The following is an 18,949-nucleotide window of genomic DNA, read 5'->3' as shown; positions in this document are numbered from 1 at the left end:
TTTCGGTGGGCAGTCGTGGACAGCGGTCAATGCGACCCCACAGCCCCGAGCAAGGCCGTGGATACCCCAGCGGGATAGACCAGCAGCACAGTGAATACCAGCCCCGCATGCGGCAGACCATAGCCCGGACGCGGCGTCCAAGAGCGGGCCGCCTTGTAACGCCGACTGGTATCGACGTTCATTTCCACGCTGTCGTGTAATTTTCGCTCTGACGCGCGCCGCTCTTGCGGCGCGCCCGGCCCAACGCTTTGCGCGGCAACTGTGTTGCCGTGACCAAGAGGCGGGAACTGTTCGCCTCCCCCACAGATGACCATTCCCATTCGGGAAGGCTGATCAGACCTAGCCGGCTTCAGGCCACTTCGTTCAGCCGTGCGACGTAGCGCGCAAGCGTATCTATCTCAAGGTTCACCGCATTGCCCACCGCAACATCCCCCCAGGTTGTAACCTCCTTGGTGTGCGGGATGAAATTAATGCCAAAGTCGCATCCTTCAACATCGTTCACCGTCAGCGAGGTGCCATTCAGCGCGACAGATCCCTTCGGCGCGATGAAGCGTGCCAGATCCTTCGGCGCGCGCAGGGTAACACGCGTGCTGTCACCCTCATCACGGATTTCCACCACCTCAGCCACGCCATCAACATGGCCCGACACGATATGACCGCCCAGCTCATCGCCAACTTTCAGCGCCCGCTCCAGATTGACCCGCTTACCAACGGTCCAGCCATTGCCGCCGATATTGGTCTTGGACACGGTCTCGGCCGAGATCTGTACGTCATACCAATCGCCTCCCAGCGCGATCACCGTCAGGCAGACACCATCGGAGGCAATCGAGGCACCAATATCAATGGTCGCGGTGTCATAACCGGTCTTGATCCGCGCCCGCAGGTCGCCCTGCTGCTCTAGCTCGGTGATGGTGCCGATATCGGTGACAATGCCTGTGAACATGGGCGGGCTCCTGCAAATGCGGTTGTGGCCGTGTTGATCGGCCGGCGTCTCTCTGGTAGCCATTGGACCGCGGCGCGGCAAGCCCTGCTGTTGCCAGATGAACCCGCCCTGCAATTGCTCCGAACCGATGGCCGCTCTTGCCTTGCGCCACTCCGGCACCCTACTCTACTCTGCAGATATGGTTAAGCCGAATTAGCGGTTAAGCCATTGTTTGTACAATCGGGATATATTTTGCCCATTATGCACAAGATCAACGATTCACAACGCGCTTTTCTGTTTCTGCAAGGGCCCCACGGGCCGTTCTTTGCCAGTCTGGCAGAGATGCTGCAGGCGGCAGGCTGTGCTGTCTGGCGCGTCGGTTTCAATGCAGGCGACCGCGCGTTCTGGCGCGACACCAACAGTTACCTGCCGTATCGCGGCACCCCCGAGGATTGGCCCGGCTATCTTGACCAACTGCTAGAGCAGCACCAGATCAGCGATCTTGTGCTCTACGGCGACACCCGCCCCATCCACGCCAGGGCGATTGCCGCCGCCAAGGCGCGCGGCATCCAGGTCCATGTCTTTGAAGAGGGCTATCTGCGCCCCTATTGGGTCACGTATGAGCGGGAGGGTTCTAACGGTCACTCACGACTGATGAAGATGCCCGTGCAGGAGATGACGAGCGCCCTGGCCCGTTCGGATATGGAGGCGCCTTTGCCCCCCTCTCATTGGGGCGACACCCGGCAACATGTGTTCTACGGCGCGCTCTACCATGGCTTTGTGATGTTCTTTAATCGCGGCTACCGCCAGTTTCGCCCCCATCGCGCATTGCCGGTGACCCGTGAATTTCAGCTCTATCTGCGGCGATTGCTATTGATGCCCCTTCAGGCGCTTGAACGCAGGCTTGCCACCCGGCGCATTCGCAACGGCGGCTTCCCTTACCATCTGGCTTTGCTGCAGCTTGAACATGATAGCGCCTTTCAGGAGCATTCTGCGTTTGGCAGTCTGACCGATTTCCTGACCGAAGTGTTTGAAGGTTTTGCCACAGGCGCGCCACGCCATCATCATCTGGTGGTAAAGGCGCACCCGCTGGAGGATGGCCGCGTGCCGATCCGCCGGACTGTGCGCCAGCTGGCCAAACGCTATGACATTGAGCACCGCGTTCACTACGTGCGCGGCGGCAAACTGGCCGCCCTACTGAATGAGGCCCGCACGGCAGTTACCGTGAATTCAACCGCAGGTCAGCAAGTGCTCTGGCGCGGCATTCCGCTCAAGGTCTTTGGCAAAGCGGTTTATGACAAGCCAGAGTTCGTCTCGACCCAGCCCTTGCGCGATTTCTTTTCCGCCCCTGCCCGGCCCGACAATCGCGCCTATAAGGACTATCGTCGCTATCTGCTTGAAACATCACAGCTGCCTGGCGGGTTTTATTCCCGCAAAGGCCGTCGCCAATTGCTCCGTCAGGTGGTCGATATGATGTTGGCGCACGAGGATCCCTATCAGGCGCTGCTAGAAGGGACAGCGGCACCGCGGCAACAGTTGCGTGTGGTGAGCTGACAAGCCACACGTCCAAGGCTGGATTTTTCCATGACACTGCGCTAGCTTGACCCCAAAACTTGAGGCAAAACAATAATAGGTCGAGGAGACCGAGCAGTGAAAACCGTTCCCTTTCAATGGGCGCGCCCGGTTGCGATTCTGGCCGCACTGACGCTGGCGGCGTCCTGCGGCCTTCCCCAGGTCGGCCCGAACAAGCGTCAGATCTATGCCGGCTCCGTGCAAAAAGAAGGCGACGCCTTCATCGTCTCTGTAAACGATCGCGTGACACGCGCCACCGCAGTGGTGCCGGCTCTTGGATTTTCCGAGAGCTTTCGCAGTGCAGGTCGGTTGACCTCGGATGTGATCCGCCCCGGTGACGTGCTGGGCCTTACGGTCTGGGAAAACGTCGATGATGGGTTGCTTGCGGCAGAAACCACCAACGCAACCGTGCTGGAAGAGGTGCAGGTCGACAGCGCCGGTTTTATCTTCGTGCCCTATGCCGGGCGGCTGCGCGCCTCGGGCAATACGCCGGATCAACTGCGCCGCACCATCACCAAGAAACTGGAAGACCAGACCCCTGACCCGCAGGTGCAGGTGCGCCGCCTTGCGGGCGACGGGGCCACTGTCAGCCTGACCGGCGCCGTCGGCGGCCAGGGTGTCTATGCGATCGAGCGCCCGACCCGCAGTCTCGCCACCATGCTAGCGCGTGCAGGCGGCGTTGCGATTGAGCCGGAAAATGCACAGATCACCGTCATTCGCGGGGCCCAAAAAGGCACCATCTGGTTCCAGGATTTGTACAAACACCCGGAATTGGACATCGCCCTGCGTGGCGGTGACAAAATTCTGGTCGAAGAAGACAGCCGCTCCTTTACCGCGCTTGGCGCGACCAGTGCTCAGGCCCGCGTCCCGTTTGAAAGTCAGGACCTCTCGGCCCTTGAGGCGATCGCGCAGGTTGGTGGATTGATCTCTACGGCCTCGGATCCGACCGGCGTCTTTGTCCTGCGCAACGAGCCTGCGGAAATCGCCAATCAGGTGCTGGGGCGAGATGATCTGATCGGGGCGCAACGTCTCGTTTATGTGCTGAACCTGACCAAACCCAACGGTCTGTTCGTCGCGCGGGATTTTGTGATCCGCGATTCTGACACACTGTATGTCACCGAAGCCCCCTACGCACAGTGGACCAAGACGATTTCGCTTCTGGCCACCCCGCTGGGACCAATCGCCAGCATTGAGAGCCTGGCCGGCGGCAGCTGATGGCATGATAATGTCTGATCTGACAACCAAGGCCGGGGGCACGCGCCCCCGGCTTTTCTATTTCAACGCGGGCTTCCTGCGCCAGCGGCGGCTTAGGCGAATCCTGACGCTGGCTGGCTACGACCTGCGATTGGGCAAGCCGAGTGCCGAGGATCTTGTCGCAGTCTGGGGCAACGCTGACACGGCCCATCGCGGCCATGCCGTCGCTGCCGCGCAGGGCTGCGATTTGCTGCGGGTCGAGGATGCATTTTTACGGTCCATCCATCCCGGTCGCGCCGGAGAGCCGCCGTTGGGCCTGCTGCTGGACAGCTCTGGCCTGCATTTTGACCCGGCCACCCAGTCGGATCTGGAACAGATGCTGGCAACGCATCCGCTGGATGACAGTGCCCTGATGCGGCGCGCACGCCGCGCGATTGCACGGCTTCAGGACGCCCATCTGAGCAAATACAACGCCTATTCACCTGAGGCCCCGGTACCGGAACCGGGCTATGTGCTGGTGATTGATCAGGCGCGCGGCGATGCCTCGGTCCGTGCCTCGACCCCCTTTGAAGGCACCGATCGCCCGCGGTTTCAGGAGATGCTGTTTTGCGCACAGGATGAACACCCCGGCGCACGTGTCATTATCAAATCCCACCCAGAGGATCACGCAGGCCACCGCCCTGGCTACTACACCCAAGCGGATGCGAAAGGCCGGGTGGAACTACTGGATGCGGCAGTGTCCCCCTGGGCGCTGCTGGAGGGCGCAATTGCGGTCTACACCGTGTCATCGCAAATGGGGTTTGAGGCGATCCTATGTGGTCATAAGCCCCGCGTCTTTGGCCAGCCGTTCTACGCAGGCTGGGGGCTCACCGAGGATGAGTTCCCGGTTGCCCGCCGCCAGCGCCGGTTGACCCGCGCGCAATTGTTCGCCGCCGCAATGATCCTCTACCCCACTTGGTACAGCCCCTATGACGACCGCCTGTGCGAGCTGGAAGAGGTGATCGACGCGCTGGAGGCCGAGACCCGCAGCTGGCGACAGGACCGCGCTGGCTGGATCGCCTCAGGTATGCGGCTGTGGAAACGGCGGCCGCTGCAAGGGTTCTTTGGCCGCCATCGGCGCCTGAGGTTTAGCGACAGCCCCAAGACAGCACGCGCCAGTGGGCGCAACTGGATGATCTGGGCAGGACGCACCGGCACTGGCCAGCATCCCGGAGCACATCGCGTTGAGGATGGTTTTTTGCGCTCACGCGGGCTGGGCGCAGATCTGGTGCCGCCGCTATCGCTGGTCGTGGACCGGCAGGGAATCTACTACGATCCCGGCCAGCCCAGCGATCTTGAGGATCTGATCGCCGCCCGCACCCAGCTGACCTCTGAGCAAAAACAACGCGCCGAACGGCTGACGCAGCGATTGGTGCAGGACAGCCTGTCGAAGTACAATCTCGGCGGCACCATCCCCAACCTACCCGAAGGCCACCGCGTGCTGGTGGTGGGACAGGTTGCCGATGACGCCTCAGTCCGACTGGGTTGCGAAAAGGTCGCGACAAATGCCGACCTGTTGCGCGTCGCCCGCGCGGCAAATCCGGAGGCCGTGCTTGTCTACAAGCCCCATCCCGATGTGATAGCTGGCCTGCGCAATGGCACAATCGCAGCCGAGGGGCTGGCAGACGTTGTGGTCACTGACAGCGATCCCATGGCGCTATTGGATATGGTGCATGAGGTCTGGACGATGACCTCGCTTCTTGGTTTTGAGGCGCTGTTGCGCGGCGTCAAGGTCACCACTCTTGGCGCGCCTTTCTATGCTGGCTGGGGGCTGACCAATGACATGGGGGCGGTACCCGTCGCACGGCGCCGGGCACGGCCATCCCTGATGGGATTGGTTCACGCCACGTTGATTGATTATCCACGCTACGTTGATCCTGTCAGTGGCCTGCCTTGCCAGATCGAACTGGTGGTGGACCGGCTGGCAAAAGACGATATCCCGCCGCTTGGGACAACCAATAGAACCCTCGCCAAGCTTCAGGGTCTGCTGTCCACCTACGCCCATCTGTGGCGCTAGACGACCACAGCACACCACAGGGGTCAGCGCAGTGAGCGGACCCAGCGATGCTGGATGTCAGCGCCGACCGGGCGCACATCCAGCAGATCAAAACGCGGCGCATCGGCCAGCGCCTCCAATCCAAGGCTCCCAATTGAGGACAACCCGTCACCGCCCATCCCCAGACCGGCGGTAAAGCCGATCAGCTCATCCACCAGATCCTGCGCGAGCAGCGAAGCCGCAAGCGCGCTGCCGCCTTCGCAGAACACTCGTGTCAGACCGGCCTGCCCCAATTGTTGCAGGACATCCCCGGCGTCCAGCTGCATTCCATCTGCAGCGCAGGGCAAAAGCGTAGCTCCGACCCCATTCCAGGCACGCAGACGGTCCGCGTCCGCCCCGGTGCCATGGCAGATCCACAACGGGATATCGCGCGCACTACGCGCCAGTTGCCCCATCAGTGGCAGGTCCAGATGCCGTGAAATCACCACCCGCACCGGCTGACGGGTCACGCCAAGGTCGCGCACAGTCAAAGAAGGATCATCCGCCCGCGCTGTGCCACCACCCACCATCACTGCGTCATGGCGCGCCCGCATTGCATGAACCGCGCGGCGGGCCTCCGGTCCGGTGATCCATTTGCTTTCACCGCTGGCGGTCGCAATGCGACCATCAAAACTGCTGGCGAGCTTAAGCGTTACAAAAGGACGCCCCTGCTCAGTCTTAAAAAAGAACCCCGCATGGTCCCGTGCCGCCTCGTCTGCGCAGACACCGGTTGTGACCTCTATCCCGGCGTCACGCAGCATGGTGAACCCATGCCCCGAGACCCGCGGGTCGCTGTCTTCAATCGCGGCGACAACGCGCGCGACGCCGGCATCTATCAAGGCTTGCGCACAAGGGGGCGTTTTTCCGGTATGCGAACAAGGCTCCAGCGAAACATACGCCGTGGCCCCACGGGCCTGTTCACCGGCCTGGCCCAATGCTTCGGTTTCCGCATGGGGGCGACCGCCGGGCTGGGTCCAGCCCCGCCCGGCAATACGGCCATCGCGTACGATTACGCAGCCGACAGCCGGGTTTGGCCAGCACTGTCCCTGCCCGCGCCGCCCTAAGGACAGGGCGAGCGCCATATATCGCGGGTCTTGCGGTCTCACTCTTCCGGTGCCACCGGCGGGCGCAGCTCGTGAACGAAATCCTCAAAGTCATCAGCCGCCTGGAAATTCTTGTAAACACTGGCAAAACGCACATAGGCTACTGTGTCTATACGGGCCAGCGCCTCCATCACGATCTCGCCGATCTTGCTGGAGCTGATATCCGTCTCCCCCATGCTTTCCAAACGCCGCACAATACCCGAGATCATCTGGTCGATGCGCTCTGGCTCGATCGGGCGTTTCTGCATGGAAATCCGGATTGAGCGTTCCAGCTTATCACGGTCAAAATCTTCGCGTTTGCCGCTGGATTTGATCACCACAAGATCGCGCAGCTGCACACGTTCATAGGTGGTGAAACGGCCACCACAGGCCGGACAGAACCGACGCCGCCGGATCGAAACATGATCCTCAGCAGGGCGAGAGTCCTTAACTTGGGTATCGATATTTCCGCAAAACGGGCAGCGCATCTGCCGTCCCCCTGTTCAAATCCGCCGGTAGACAGGCGCCAAGGCGCCCTTATCCACAACTATATGGCAGCCTCTAGGATTTGGGTAGTGGCGATTTGAGACCACAAGATACCGGGCGTCAAACCAGATGCGCGATCACCCTGCGGCTGTGTGGTGCGTCGCGGTGCTCGAACAGGTAGATGCCCTGCCACGTTCCCAAGAGCGGACGCCCCTGAGCCACGGGGATCGACAGGCTGACCGGCAGAATCGCCGCCTTGATATGGGCGGGCATGTCGTCAGGACCTTCGTAAACATGTCGCAGATATTGCATCTGGGGATCGTTGGCCGGCGGCACCAGCCTGGCCAGATAGGCGAACAGATCAACCTGCACATCCGGGTCGGCGTTTTCTTGGATCAGCAAAGAGCAAGACGTATGCTGCACAAAAAGCGTGAGCAGCCCAGTCTGCGTGTCTGAACCCTGCGCCGCATGTCGCACCCAATCAACAATCTGACCGGTGATCTCATATAGCCCCTGCCCCTGAGTGGAGACGGTGAATTGTCTTTGCATGGCACGCCTCTTCGACCCGCTGGCCCTGCCTATCAGCTATCAGTTGCGCCTGCGGAAGGGAAAAATCCAATCCTCGCATTTGCCATACGCAGAATTGGCCCGAAGCGCATAACCAGGTGTCAGGATGTCACCCGTCCAATTGCCATCAAAAGGTGTCACGCCCGCAGCAACCGGATCCAGTGTGAACCGCACCGCAGAGCGCGCGCCGGTAGTGATGCTGGCCCCGATGCCATCCACTGCATAGATCTTGGTCTGCCAGGACAGGCCCAATGACCGGCGCGTGTAATCCCCTGCCGCACACCAGTAATCAGGCTTGAACGCACCCGCGCGACCAATCACCTCAAACTGGTTTTGCCCCGCCGGGACGACCTCCAGCTTGTTGATAGCACGAAAGGCAAATGCAGAGTTGGGCATACTGGCAAGTGCCAGACCAACCATCAGAGCCGCACTCAGCGGACGGTGGGCAACCTCTCGGCGCGCCTTGCCTGTCAATGACCAAGAACTGAGGCTGGTTAGCACTGAACGGGTCATAGCACAGCTTTCAATAGAGAATGGCAGACAGTCTTCAGAAACGGATAAAGGCGGTGCTGCACTGGTGATCAGCTTCCTGAACGCTCAGCCGGTCACCGACGTTGTAGGCATTTGTCCGCTTCAACCAACTGTCACCACGGGCGTTCTCAACCGGGGTCAGGGTGAAATGCACGGTGGATTTGCGATTAACAGCCACGCCTTTGCCCATCCCTCGGGCAACATATATCTCTTGGTTCCACCCCGCCCCAAGTGCGCGGCGGGCATAGTCTGCGGCACCGCACCAAAAGGCCGAACGGACGGATCCCTGTGGGGGCGCCACCTCAAAACTTCCGTCCGGCAACGCAAAGACCCGCGCGCTGTCCATGGTGACATGGCCGGTTGGCGTTGCCTCGGCGCAGGCTGACAAGCCTATCGCCGCCGCTACGGACAAAGATAATATTCGCATGATGCCAATCCCTGATGACAAACCCGACGGCGTAACCCGCCGACAAGGCGTGACCTCTTTGGTCGAGAACATCGAACACCGACGAGGTCACATTTGAATTTCAATACCCTAGAGATAGGAGAACTGACACAGGATTCCAGATCCAAACAGGAGAGACCAGTCACAACTGATCACATCATTGACGCGACAGCCCTCTGCTATGCGCGCAACCAATCGCCTGGTCATCGCGTTGAGTGGTCAAAGACACCACAAGACAGAGGATCTCACCCATGGCTAAGAAAACACTATTCATCACTGGCGCCTCCAGCGGAATCGGCGCCGCCACCGCCCGCGCAGCCCACAAGGCGGGTTGGAATATAGGTCTGTTCTCCCGCTCCGAAGACAAGCTGAACGCTCTCGCAAATGAGCTGGGCGATGGCGCGTTGGTGCTGCCTGGGGATGCAACCAAATTTAAGGATCAGGTCGCCGCCCTACAACATCTGCGCGACAGCTTTGGACAGGTGGATGCGGCCTATGCAAACGCGGGCACCGGGCTCGACACCCCAGGCACAGAAAAAGGCGACCCCGCTGAATGGCACGACATGATCCACATCAACATCATGGGGTTGCTCTACACAGCCAAAGCCGCGATCCCACATCTGAAACCGCAGAAGGGGCACATCGTGATGACCGGATCAGCCGCCGGCCGGGTGCATATCCCAGGATCAATCTACGGGGCGTCGAAATGGTTTGTTCATGGCTACGGCGGTAACCTTGCCGAAGAAATGAAAGATTGGGGTGGCCGGTGCACGGTTGTCGCGCCCGGCATGGTCAACACAGCCTTCTTTGACGAAGCCAAACCCGACAAGCTGCAACCTGAAGACGTGGCTGAGGCTGTTGTCTTTGCCCTAAACGCCGATCCGCGCAACACCGTGCGCGAGGTTTTCCTGACGCCGACCGGCTAATCCGGCAAATGCCGTCTCCATATTAAAAGCAGATCCGGGCCGGATGGCCCGCCCGGATCGTGCTTGTGTGACTGTGGTCTCAGGTCACCAAAGGAGCACATGACCACAGGTGCCGGTTACGCAGCGGATCAATTGCGATGGCTGTTCGGAAAGGGAATGATCTCTGCGGATTTGCTCTGCATCAGAGCCACCTCCAGTACCTGCAACGTATCAGGATCCGCATCCTCGCCTGCGATGTCACCAAAGGCGTGCTGAGCACGGTCCAGCAGCATCGCTCGCGCTGCTTCACCCTCCATCTGCTCCAGCATATCGCGATCTTTGCGCATGATATCTACCAGAAAGGCATTGGCCTTTGTAAGCGCGCTCAATGACCGGAGCTTGTCGTCCAGCACATTAAGTGCGTCGTTCAAATTCGAATGTTGCGGCATTGCTCCTCCCCCGAGGCTGTTAAGGTTAAGACATTGGTAACTTAGGTATGCCGAAGGTGAACAACAATCTCTGACCGACCGAACTGGTTAACAATACAGCGCACTCGACGCCCCGTTTCAGTTCACAAATGCTTGCGAAGAAACGCTTTCCTGCCCCAGGCGCCAAAGACTGCCCCAACAAAAAAGGCGCCCCAATATGGGACGCCTTTGTAAGATTTCTGCCACAGCCGCTTACTGGTCGAGGAAGGACCGCAGCTTGCGCGACCGGCTGGGGTGCTTCAGCTTGCGCAGGGCCTTGGCCTCAATCTGGCGGATCCGCTCGCGGGTCACGCTAAACTGCTGGCCTACCTCTTCCAGCGTGTGGTCGGTGTTCATACCGATGCCGAACCGCATACGCAGAACCCGTTCTTCACGCGGAGTGAGCGAGGCCAGAACCCGTGTGGTGGTTTCCTTGAGGTTTTCCTGAATGGCACTGTCCAAGGGCAGTACCGCATTCTTGTCCTCGATGAAATCACCCAGCTGGCTGTCTTCCTCGTCGCCGATCGGGGTTTCGAGCGAGATCGGCTCCTTGGCGATTTTCATCACCTTGCGAACCTTTTCCAGCGGCATCTGCAGCTTTTCAGCCAGTTCTTCCGGGGTCGGCTCGCGGCCGATCTCGTGCAGCATCTGGCGACCGGTGCGGACCAGTTTATTGATGGTCTCGATCATGTGGACAGGAATACGGATGGTCCGCGCCTGATCCGCGATGGAGCGGGTGATCGCCTGACGGATCCACCAGGTCGCATAGGTCGAGAACTTGTAGCCGCGGCGGTATTCGAACTTATCCACCGCCTTCATCAGACCGATGTTGCCTTCCTGAATAAGGTCGAGGAACTGCAGACCACGGTTGGTGTATTTCTTGGCGATCGAGATCACGAGACGCAGGTTCGCTTCGACCATTTCCTTCTTGGCCTGACGGGCTTCTTTTTCGCCCTTCTGAACCTGCTGCACGATGCGGCGGAATTCAGAGATATCAAGACCCACATATTGACCGACCTGCGCCATATCAGCGCGCAGCTCTTCGATCTTGTCGGTCGACCGTTCGACAAACATCTGCCAGCCACGACCGGGTTTGTCGCCCATATCGCTCAGCCAGTTCGGGTCCAGCTCGCGGCCACGATAGGCCTCGACGAACTCACGCCGATTGATACGGGCCTGGTCAGCCAGCTTTACCATCGAGCTGTCGATGGACATGACCCGACGATTGATCCCGTAGAGCTGGTCGATCAGAGCTTCGATCCGGTTGTTGTGCAGATGCAACTCGTTCACCAGCAGGACAATTTCGGCGCGCAGCGACTGGTAGACCTGCTCGTCGCGCTCGCTAAAGGATCCGTCTTCGTTCAGGGTCGCCGATATCCGGCTGTCCTGCATCTCGCTCAGCTGTGCGTAGTCAGACGAAATCCGTTCCAGCGTGGTCAGTACACCGTCCTTCAGTGCCGCTTCCATAGCGGCAAGGGACATATTGGCCTGATCATCTTCGTCATCATCATCGTCTTGTGCGATGGGGTTGCCATCAGCATCCAGTTCAGGGCCGGTATCCTTGGCGGCGGGCTTGTTCGCAGCAACAACGGATGTATCCACAACCGGTGTGGCAACCTCGCCGTCTTCGTCCAGCTGGTCGCCGAATGTGGCCTCAAGGTCGATCACATCGCGCAACAGGATGTCTTCGGACAGAAGTTCATCATGCCAGATGGTGATCGCCTGGAAGGTCAGCGGGCTCTCGCAGAGCCCTGCAATCATCGTATTTCGGCCTGCTTCGATCCGCTTGGCGATGGCAATTTCGCCCTCGCGGCTCAGCAGTTCAACAGAGCCCATTTCACGCAGATACATCCGCACAGGGTCATCGGTGCGGTCCAGCTTTTCAGCTGCCGCACCAGCCACCGCCACTTCGCGGTTGCTTTCGGTGGTGACCAGATCGGTCGAGCCTTTCTGCTCTTCCTCTTCGGCTTCCTCATCTTCGATGATGTTGATGCCCATTTCGGACAGCATCGACATCACATCTTCGATCTGCTCCGAACTCACCTGATCCGGCGGCAGGACCTGATTAAGTTGATCATAGGTGATGTAGCCCTTCTCGCGCGCTTCGGCGATCATCTTCTTGACCTGAGCTTGGCTCATGTCGAGAGACATTTCGGACTCCTGATCGTCAGGTTTGCGGTCGTCGGTATCTTTGGCGGCCATTCAATGCTCCTCGTCGGGGCTGGGGCGATTCGGTTTCGCGAATCATTATCGCGATCTGCTGATTCGTCACCCGGTTTACCCGTTTTTCTTTTGCTCTTCCTTAGCAAAACGACTCACTGCGGCGCAGCGGTCACTTCTTGGAATAGCCAATACGTTCCAATAACGCTCCAAAAGCGTCGCGTTCATCGCGGTTTAGGCGTGCGCCGTTCTCGCCCACATCATATTGTGCACGATCTTCGTTTTCGCTGCGCACGGCCTTGTTGCGCGCCTCAGCGGCCTGTCCCAATCGCCAGGTCACCGCCTCATCGGCAAGCCCGTCCAAATCCTCTTCTGCTTCGGCCACTTCCGCATCCAGTCCCTGGCGTGCTTCCAATTTGGCGAATTCCTCGGCGAGGGTCAGGCTGGCGGTTTCAACATCACCGGGTTTGCGCAGACAGGGGCTGATTGCCACATGGCGAAGCGCAAAGAGGTTTTCAAGGGCATGCGCCCCCGCAGCCTGCGCAATCTCATCTTTCAGGCGATCTGGTGCATCAACACCATAGCGCAGCACCAGATCGCGCAGCAAAGCGTGGTCCGAGCCGACACAGGCCATGCGCTCCAAATTGGCTTCAAACTTGGCAACCACAGCTGGGGTCACGATCACGGCGGCCAGGATCACCGCCTCACGCACCCGCACCAGAGATTCCTCACTGCCACCGGCCAGCAGTGAATTCCGCGTTGTCTCCAGCGGCTGCGGCGGCGCATTCTTGCCCCGCCATGGCATCCGTGCGCCATCACGGAATCCGCCACTCTTGCGTGACTTACCGGAATTGTAGCCGCCCGGATTGGGCTTGTAGCTGCTGCCGCGAGAGGCTGCCCCCTGCCCGCCTGTCGGCGCGGGTGCTGCATCATAGCCAGGGTCAATTCCAGGGTCATATCCGGGGTCAAAACCCGGATCGTAGCCCGCATCAAAATCAGCGCCATAGCCGGGGTCACCTGCGGGATCAAAGGTTGGCCCCTGATCCGCAGCAAAGCCAGCATCCGGCCCTGGGTCAAAGCCGATGTCCAGACTGGGACCAGAGGCCGCCTCGTCACGGCTGCGTCCCCCTCGGAACAATTGCCAGCGCATATCCTGAAGATCCTCGCCATAGTGACGCCGGATCGACGGGTCACGGATCAGCCGGATTTTGTCCCGTAACGCCTTGTCCAGCGCCGCCTTGCGTTCTGGGCTGTCAAAGACCTTACCTTCGGTCTCGCGCTGCCACAGCAGGCGGACCATTGGCATGGCCTGGTCCAGCACTGCCTGCACCGCCTCCGGGCCCTCGGCGCGGATCAGATCATCGGGGTCCTTGCCCTCGGGCATCAGCGCAAAGCGCAGGGACTTCCCGGCCTCAAGCAGGGGCAACGCCAGATCAATCAACCGCATGGCGGCGCGCAGGCCGGCGGTATCCCCGTCCAGCGCAATGATTGGCTCATCGGCGATGCGCCAGATCATCTGTAACTGGCTTTCGGTGATTGCAGTCCCCAATGGCGCAACCGCCGCGTCAAAACCACCCTCAGCCAGGGCGATCACATCCATATACCCTTCGGCGACCAGAAGCTGGCCGGATTTGCCTGACGCCGTGCGCGCGGGTCCGTGATTATAAAGACTGCGCCCCTTGTCAAACAGCGCCGTCTCTGGCGAGTTCAGATATTTGGCATTGTCGCGCGGGTCCATTGCGCGCCCGCCAAAGGCAATCGCACGCCCACGCGCATCGCGAATCGGAAACATGATCCGGTTTCGGAACGTATCGTAGGGTTTTCCGCCTTTGTTCGATGGCTTCGCCAGTCCTGCGCCCATGATCAGCTCTTCCGGCACCCCCTTGCCGCGCAGGGCGTCCCAGAGATGCTGCCAGCCTTCGGGGGCAAAGCCGATCTCCCAGCGCTCCAGCGCCGGACCGCTCAGCCCGCGGCGGGCAAGATAGCTACGCGCGCCCTCACCGGATCGGGTGTTGAGCTGCATCCGGAAAAACCGCACCGCCTGCTCCATGACCTCGGCCAATTGCGTCCGATGGTCCTGTTTCTGCTGTGCTTTGGGGTCGCGCGCCGGCATTTCCATGCCCGCCTCCTGTGCAAGGATCTCCACCGCCTCCATGAAAGCGACATTCTCGGTTTCCTGCACAAACTTTAGCGCATCCCCTTTGGCCTGACAGCCAAAGCAGTAGTAGAATCCTTTGCGGTCATCGACGTGAAAACTCGCAGATTTCTCATGGTGAAATGGGCATGGTGCCCACATATCGCCCTTGCCCATGTTGGATTTACGCTGATCCCACATGACCTTGCGCCCGACAACCTGCGAGAGGCTGACGCGGTTGCGCAATTCTTCAAGAAAGCCAGGGGGCAGCGACATATCAGCTGCTCTGCAACTGTTTTTTCATGCTCTGGATCTGCTCCCAATTCTCCAGGCATTGCTGTTCCAGCAGCGCCCCAAAGTCAGTGTTACGCAGATCTCGCTTGCGCAGGCTATAGATATGCGCTGTCAGCTGCGGAATGGCCTTGCTGTATTGCTCGGGCCAGTCTGGCTCGCTGTCGAGAATCGTCTGGGCGACATCCGCCTGCTTGATCTTGTCGAGCCGGGCTTGCTGCACGGCGGCGATGACCTGCCCCTGATATTTGCAGCTTTCTTCTTTCTTTTCAGCTGCATAGGCTGGCGCTGCCAGCAAAGCTGCAACAAGGGCAAGACGGATCATACACTTGGCTCCCGGAATCAGTTGGTGATCCCAGAGACTACCCCCGTGCCTCGACAGCTTCCATCGCTGTTTTCACTTCCTCCACAAGTGTTTCGGCGAGTGAGCGAAAAACCATGACCTGAAATGTCTTTGGCCCCAGCCGCGTGACCGAAACCGCCATATGTTTTAGCTCGCAACGCAACGTATGCCCGCGTTTGAACACCGACGCACGCAGATCGACCGGACAGAGCCGCGCCAGCACGTCCTCGCCGCCATTGCCCTCAAGACGGACAACGGCCCAGCCATCACTTTGGTCAGTAAGGGCGGCATGTTCAAACAACGCAGGATCTGGCGCCACACCAGTAAGCAGCGCCATCTCGCGGCCGAACCAGATCACCCGCGCGCCAGCTTTAGTGTGGCTCCGGTTTGGCGCGGGCCAGCGCAGACCATGTGCTGTGCCCAACGCGTCGGACAGCGCCTTGCTCTGGCCCTGATAGGGAGCAAGTGAGGTCATCACTGCGGGATCCACTTCACAGAGCGTGAGGTTCCCGACGGTGATGGGCAACAATCCGGCACAGGGTGTTTTTGCACGCAACTCAACCACGGGCACGTTCTCCTTCTGGATCAAAGAATACCGGATCCACAATTTCACAAAGCGCATCCAGCCCCGCCGTGTGATCCACCATACGAATGGGATCGCCAATCCGGTCTGGGCCGTTCTTTATCAGCGCCAGACCAATCATATGGCCCAGTGTCGGGGAGTATCCGACAGAGGTCACATAGCCCTGATCATAAACTCGCTCGACCGGATCCTGCGGATCAAAAAGATGAGCGCCCGCTGTCAACTGCTGCACGGCACCGATGGGTTTGATTCCCACAAGCCGCATCCGATCCTTGGCCGTCAGCCCCTCGCGCTGCGCCAATTCGCGGCCCACACAAGGTTTGCCAGACGCCAGCATACCGCCAAAGCCCAGATCATGCAGGGTGGCCGTGCCGTTGATCTCGGCATGGGTCAAAAACCCCTTCTCGATCCGCAAGGCGTTCAGCGCCTCCAACCCGTAGGCGCCACCGCCCAGACCCTCGGCCCGGCGCAGCAACTCATCAAACAGGCTGTCGCCATAGCGCGCCGGCACCGCCAGTTCATAGGCTTCCTCACCGGAGAATGAGATTCGGAACAGTCGCGCGGGAATCTCGCCCAGCGCGATCTCACCACAGGCCATGAACGGCCAATCAGCGGGTTCAAACGCCACGCCCAGCAGACCCTGCAACAGCGCGCGCGCCTTGGGGCCTGCGACGGAAAACTGCGCCCATTGCTCGGTGACCGAATTGATCCGCACATCCCAATCGGGGTGCAATGCCTGCGTCACGAACTCCAGATGCGCCATGACCTGCCCGGCGGCGGCGGTGGTGGTGGTCATCACATAACGGTTCGGCGCCAGACAGGCGGTGGTGCCATCATCCATCACGAACCCGTCTTCGCGCAGCATCAGACCGTAGCGCACCCGACCGGGTTTCAGCTTGGCAAAGCCATTGGCATAGACATAATTCAGCAACCGCGCCGCATCCTGCCCCTGAATGTCGATCTTGCCAAGGGTCGAGACATCCGCGACCCCGACCGCATTGCGCACATATCCGACCTCACGGTCACAGGACTGCCGCCAGCTGGTCTCGCCGGGTTTGGGGAAATAGCCCGCCCGATACCACAGGCCGACCTCCATCATATGGGCCCCCATATCCTCAGCTGTCGCATGTGAAGTCAGCAAACGGCGCGGCGCAAATCCCTGGCCTTGCGCTCCAGCCCCCAATACGCCAATCGGCACCGGCACATAAGGTGGGCGGAACGTGGTGGTGCCGGTCTCGGGGATACTGCGCCCCGTGGCCTCCGCCAAAACCGCCAGCGCCACCACGTTTGAGCTTTTGCCCTGATCCGTGGCCATCCCTTGGGTGGTGTAGCGCTTCATATGCTCGACCGAGCGGAAGTTCTCGCGCCCGGCCTGACAGATATCCTTGACCGTGACGTCATTCTGAAAATCAACCCAGGCGCGCCCGCGCCCCGGCACCGACCACAGCGGAGAAATGCGATATTCCGCCTGCTCCGCCTCAGGCACCTCTGCCGCAACCGCCCACTTGCCCAATGCCTCAAGCGCCCGCGCGCCGGCCTCAGCGCCATCTTGCAAGGCCGCCGCAGTGGTAAACCGTCCGCGACAGGCACCGGCGATATCCATCCCGGGAACCGCGCCGTCCTGCGGCACAAAACACGCAAGGTCCCGCCGCCAGCGGGGGCGCCCGTTCAGATGACAGGTCAGATGCAGCGTCGGGTTCCAACCACCGGACATGGCCAGACAGTCCGTCTGCAACTTCTCCTCACCCGATACCGTTCGCAGGGTCAGGCTCTCCAACCGTTGACGGCCAGAGGCATTGCAGACCTGCGCCCCACGGATCACCCGAAAATCAGGGCTCTGCGGGGCGTCATGGCGGCTGTCGATCACCGCCGCCACATGCACCCCGGCCGCAACCAGATCCCGCGCGGTACGGTGGGCATCATCGTTGTTGGCAAACACGGTCACCCGCTCCCCCGGCGCCACCCCCCAACGATTAAGATAACTGCGCACGGCCCCTGCCAGCATGATCCCTGGCCGGTCATTATTGGCAAAAGCCACGGGTCGCTCCAACGCGCCCGCCGCCAAGATCGCCCGTTTGGTCACCAGCCGCCAGAAACAGGCGCGCGCGGGTTTACCGCCACCGGCAGGTACTGTCTCAAGCGCGCCGTAAGTTCCCTGATCGTAAACACCTGTCACAGTCGTACGCGCCATACGACGCACATTGTCCAGACTATCCAGCTCTGCCAGCGTGGCCGCAATCCACTGCTGCGCCGGGTTTCCGTTGATGGTCTCTTGTTCGCTGAGCAATCGACCACCGGACTGGTTGTCCTCGTCACACAGGATCACATCCGCGCCACCCCGCGCCGCGGTCAGCGCCGCCATCAACCCCGAAGGCCCGGCCCCGATCACCAAGAGATCACAGAACCCATAAGCCTTCTCGTAGATCCCATCATCCGGCGCACCAGACAATGCCCCCAGCCCGGCAGCGCGACGGATGATCGGCTCATAGATCTTTTCCCAGAACGCCGCTGGCCACATAAAGGTCTTATAGTAAAACCCCGCGCCCAGAAACGGTGCGGCCAGATCGTTCACCGCCATCACGTCAAAACCAACCGACGGCCAGCAATTCTGACTGCGCGCCGCCAGTCCTTCATAAAGCGGCAGCGTGGTGGCCCTCAGATTGGGCTCCTGTGCTGCCCCCTCTCCCACGGTGACCAACGCGTTGGGTTCTTCACTGCCAGCAGTCAGGATGCCGCGTGGGCGGTGATATTTGAACGACCGCCCCACCAGATGAATGTCATTGGCCAGCAGGGCTGCCGCCAGCGGCTCCCCTTCCCGCCCGGTCAGGGCGCGCCCATTGAAGGAAAAGCCGACCTCGCGCGTATCGGACCTCCCCGCCCATCCTGCGATCCGCATCACAGATCCTCCTGCGCAGATGCCAGCTGCACCGCGAGCATCTCGTGACTGGACGTGTCGCGCCGCACCCAGATCCAGCTGCCGCAGCCTTGCTGGTGATACCACCATTCCTCAACCGGACCGGCGGGATTGTCCCGCAGATGGACATGGGCATGCCAGACCTCAGGACTGTCGCCCTCTGCAGGTGCCTCCAGCGCGGCACCCCGGTAATAGAACTCGCGCCGATCGCGCTCACCACATAGGGGGCAGGTAATCCTCATGGCCGACGCCCTTTCACCTTTCCAAAAATACTCATAT

At 60.4% G+C, this 18,949-nt stretch carries 18 protein-coding genes; 4 read left to right on the top strand and 14 right to left on the bottom strand.

The window, feature by feature from the left end; translation table 11 throughout:
• Positions 1-26: 26 nt before the first annotated feature.
• Together PhaeoP97_RS20260 and PhaeoP97_RS04235 are read right to left on the bottom strand one after the other, a co-directional pair.
• Positions 27-182, bottom strand: coding sequence for a hypothetical protein (locus PhaeoP97_RS20260; RefSeq protein ID WP_157891228.1), 156 nt, complete (start codon positions 180-182; stop codon positions 27-29).
• 167 nt (positions 183-349) lie between these two features.
• On the bottom strand, positions 350-943 hold the full coding sequence (locus tag PhaeoP97_RS04235) for a riboflavin synthase (RefSeq protein ID WP_072504016.1): 594 nt from the start codon (positions 941-943) through the stop codon (positions 350-352).
• Between the two features lie 240 nt (positions 944-1,183).
• Here PhaeoP97_RS04235 and PhaeoP97_RS04230 point away from each other — a divergent pair, with 240 nt between their 5' ends.
• The 3 genes from PhaeoP97_RS04230 (at position 1,184) to PhaeoP97_RS04220 (ending at position 5,744) form a co-directional block, all read left to right on the top strand.
• Positions 1,184-2,476, top strand: a complete 1,293-nt coding sequence (locus PhaeoP97_RS04230; protein WP_072506289.1) for a capsule biosynthesis protein — start codon at positions 1,184-1,186, stop codon at positions 2,474-2,476.
• A 96-nt stretch (positions 2,477-2,572) separates the two neighbouring features.
• The gene (locus tag PhaeoP97_RS04225; RefSeq protein ID WP_072504015.1) at positions 2,573-3,709 is read left to right on the top strand and encodes a polysaccharide biosynthesis/export family protein; all 1,137 of its coding nucleotides are present in this window, start codon (positions 2,573-2,575) and stop codon (positions 3,707-3,709) included.
• Between the two features lie 4 nt (positions 3,710-3,713).
• Entirely contained in the window at positions 3,714-5,744 is a 2,031-nt protein-coding gene (locus tag PhaeoP97_RS04220; protein ID WP_072504014.1) for a capsular polysaccharide biosynthesis protein, read from the top strand.
• A gap of 23 nt (positions 5,745-5,767) precedes the next feature.
• Here the strand turns inward: PhaeoP97_RS04220 and ribD are convergent, their stop codons facing one another.
• The 5 genes from ribD to PhaeoP97_RS04195 all read right to left on the bottom strand — a co-directional run bounded on the left by ribD (position 5,768) and on the right by PhaeoP97_RS04195 (position 8,855).
• A complete protein-coding gene (ribD, locus tag PhaeoP97_RS04215; RefSeq protein ID WP_338048677.1) occupies positions 5,768-6,868 on the bottom strand; it encodes a bifunctional diaminohydroxyphosphoribosylaminopyrimidine deaminase/5-amino-6-(5-phosphoribosylamino)uracil reductase RibD in 1,101 nt (366 codons plus the stop codon).
• Positions 6,865-7,332, bottom strand: a complete 468-nt coding sequence (gene nrdR, locus PhaeoP97_RS04210; RefSeq protein ID WP_072504012.1) for a transcriptional regulator NrdR — start codon at positions 7,330-7,332, stop codon at positions 6,865-6,867. Before nrdR ends, ribD begins: the two co-directional genes overlap by 4 nt.
• Positions 7,333-7,450: 118 nt before the next feature.
• Positions 7,451-7,879 (bottom strand): secondary thiamine-phosphate synthase enzyme YjbQ, encoded by a 429-nt coding sequence (locus PhaeoP97_RS04205; RefSeq protein ID WP_072504011.1) that lies wholly within the window; start codon positions 7,877-7,879, stop codon positions 7,451-7,453.
• 39 nt (positions 7,880-7,918) lie between these two features.
• Positions 7,919-8,410 (bottom strand): hypothetical protein, encoded by a 492-nt coding sequence (locus PhaeoP97_RS04200; protein ID WP_237028980.1) that lies wholly within the window; start codon positions 8,408-8,410, stop codon positions 7,919-7,921.
• Positions 8,411-8,444: 34 nt separating this feature from the next.
• A complete protein-coding gene (locus PhaeoP97_RS04195) occupies positions 8,445-8,855 on the bottom strand; it encodes a hypothetical protein (protein WP_072506287.1) in 411 nt (136 codons plus the stop codon).
• Positions 8,856-9,124: 269 nt separating this feature from the next.
• Here PhaeoP97_RS04195 and PhaeoP97_RS04190 point away from each other — a divergent pair, with 269 nt between their 5' ends.
• Positions 9,125-9,799 carry an SDR family oxidoreductase gene (locus PhaeoP97_RS04190; RefSeq protein ID WP_072504010.1) on the top strand — a complete coding sequence of 225 codons (675 nt, stop codon included), beginning with the start codon at positions 9,125-9,127 and terminating at the stop codon, positions 9,797-9,799.
• 128 nt (positions 9,800-9,927) lie between these two features.
• Here PhaeoP97_RS04190 and PhaeoP97_RS04185 read toward each other — a convergent pair whose 3' ends face one another.
• The 7 genes from PhaeoP97_RS04185 to PhaeoP97_RS04155 form a co-directional block, all read right to left on the bottom strand.
• Entirely contained in the window at positions 9,928-10,227 is a 300-nt protein-coding gene (locus tag PhaeoP97_RS04185) for a hypothetical protein (RefSeq protein ID WP_072504009.1), read from the bottom strand.
• A 231-nt stretch (positions 10,228-10,458) separates the two neighbouring features.
• On the bottom strand, positions 10,459-12,447 hold the full coding sequence (gene rpoD / locus PhaeoP97_RS04180; protein WP_072504008.1) for an RNA polymerase sigma factor RpoD: 1,989 nt from the start codon (positions 12,445-12,447) through the stop codon (positions 10,459-10,461).
• Positions 12,448-12,577: 130 nt separating this feature from the next.
• Entirely contained in the window at positions 12,578-14,815 is a 2,238-nt protein-coding gene (gene dnaG / locus PhaeoP97_RS04175; protein ID WP_072504007.1) for a DNA primase, read from the bottom strand.
• A gap of 1 nt (position 14,816) precedes the next feature.
• Complete coding sequence (locus tag PhaeoP97_RS04170) at positions 14,817-15,155, bottom strand: hypothetical protein (protein WP_072504006.1); 339 nt, start codon at positions 15,153-15,155, stop codon at positions 14,817-14,819.
• 37 nt (positions 15,156-15,192) lie between these two features.
• Positions 15,193-15,738 (bottom strand): sarcosine oxidase subunit gamma, encoded by a 546-nt coding sequence (locus tag PhaeoP97_RS04165; protein ID WP_072504005.1) that lies wholly within the window; start codon positions 15,736-15,738, stop codon positions 15,193-15,195.
• Positions 15,731-18,652, bottom strand: coding sequence for a sarcosine oxidase subunit alpha family protein (locus PhaeoP97_RS04160; RefSeq protein ID WP_072504004.1), 2,922 nt, complete (start codon positions 18,650-18,652; stop codon positions 15,731-15,733). The genes PhaeoP97_RS04165 and PhaeoP97_RS04160 overlap by 8 nt, the downstream gene beginning before the upstream one ends.
• A complete protein-coding gene (locus PhaeoP97_RS04155; RefSeq protein WP_072504003.1) occupies positions 18,652-18,912 on the bottom strand; it encodes a sarcosine oxidase subunit delta in 261 nt (86 codons plus the stop codon). The genes PhaeoP97_RS04160 and PhaeoP97_RS04155 overlap by 1 nt, the downstream gene beginning before the upstream one ends.
• Positions 18,913-18,949 lie beyond the last annotated feature (37 nt).

This window comes from Phaeobacter porticola, from assembly GCF_001888185.1.
GTDB lineage: Bacteria > Pseudomonadota > Alphaproteobacteria > Rhodobacterales > Rhodobacteraceae > Phaeobacter > Phaeobacter porticola.
Note: the sequence above shows the minus strand (reverse complement) of the source record. Positions and strands in the feature narration are given on the sequence as shown.

What these genes read in the sequence shown, in the direction of transcription:
- dnaG (WP_072504007.1), bottom strand. Translation starts at nt 14,815, where the DNA reads ATGTCGCTGCCCCCTGGCTTTCTTGAAGAATTGCGCAACCGCGTCAGC.
- PhaeoP97_RS04220 (WP_072504014.1), top strand. Translation starts at nt 3,714, where the DNA reads ATGATAATGTCTGATCTGACAACCAAGGCCGGGGGCACGCGCCCCCGG.
- PhaeoP97_RS04235 (WP_072504016.1), bottom strand. Translation starts at nt 943, where the DNA reads ATGTTCACAGGCATTGTCACCGATATCGGCACCATCACCGAGCTAGAG.
- PhaeoP97_RS04190 (WP_072504010.1), top strand. Translation starts at nt 9,125, where the DNA reads ATGGCTAAGAAAACACTATTCATCACTGGCGCCTCCAGCGGAATCGGC.
- PhaeoP97_RS04160 (WP_072504004.1), bottom strand. Translation starts at nt 18,652, where the DNA reads ATGCGGATCGCAGGATGGGCGGGGAGGTCCGATACGCGCGAGGTCGGC.
- PhaeoP97_RS04205 (WP_072504011.1), bottom strand. Translation starts at nt 7,879, where the DNA reads ATGCAAAGACAATTCACCGTCTCCACTCAGGGGCAGGGGCTATATGAG.
- PhaeoP97_RS04230 (WP_072506289.1), top strand. Translation starts at nt 1,184, where the DNA reads ATGCACAAGATCAACGATTCACAACGCGCTTTTCTGTTTCTGCAAGGG.
- PhaeoP97_RS04170 (WP_072504006.1), bottom strand. Translation starts at nt 15,155, where the DNA reads ATGATCCGTCTTGCCCTTGTTGCAGCTTTGCTGGCAGCGCCAGCCTAT.
- PhaeoP97_RS04195 (WP_072506287.1), bottom strand. Translation starts at nt 8,855, where the DNA reads ATGCGAATATTATCTTTGTCCGTAGCGGCGGCGATAGGCTTGTCAGCC.
- nrdR (WP_072504012.1), bottom strand. Translation starts at nt 7,332, where the DNA reads ATGCGCTGCCCGTTTTGCGGAAATATCGATACCCAAGTTAAGGACTCT.
- PhaeoP97_RS04200 (WP_237028980.1), bottom strand. Translation starts at nt 8,410, where the DNA reads ATGACCCGTTCAGTGCTAACCAGCCTCAGTTCTTGGTCATTGACAGGC.
- PhaeoP97_RS04155 (WP_072504003.1), bottom strand. Translation starts at nt 18,912, where the DNA reads ATGAGGATTACCTGCCCCCTATGTGGTGAGCGCGATCGGCGCGAGTTC.
- PhaeoP97_RS04185 (WP_072504009.1), bottom strand. Translation starts at nt 10,227, where the DNA reads ATGCCGCAACATTCGAATTTGAACGACGCACTTAATGTGCTGGACGAC.
- PhaeoP97_RS20260 (WP_157891228.1), bottom strand. Translation starts at nt 182, where the DNA reads ATGAACGTCGATACCAGTCGGCGTTACAAGGCGGCCCGCTCTTGGACG.
- rpoD (WP_072504008.1), bottom strand. Translation starts at nt 12,447, where the DNA reads ATGGCCGCCAAAGATACCGACGACCGCAAACCTGACGATCAGGAGTCC.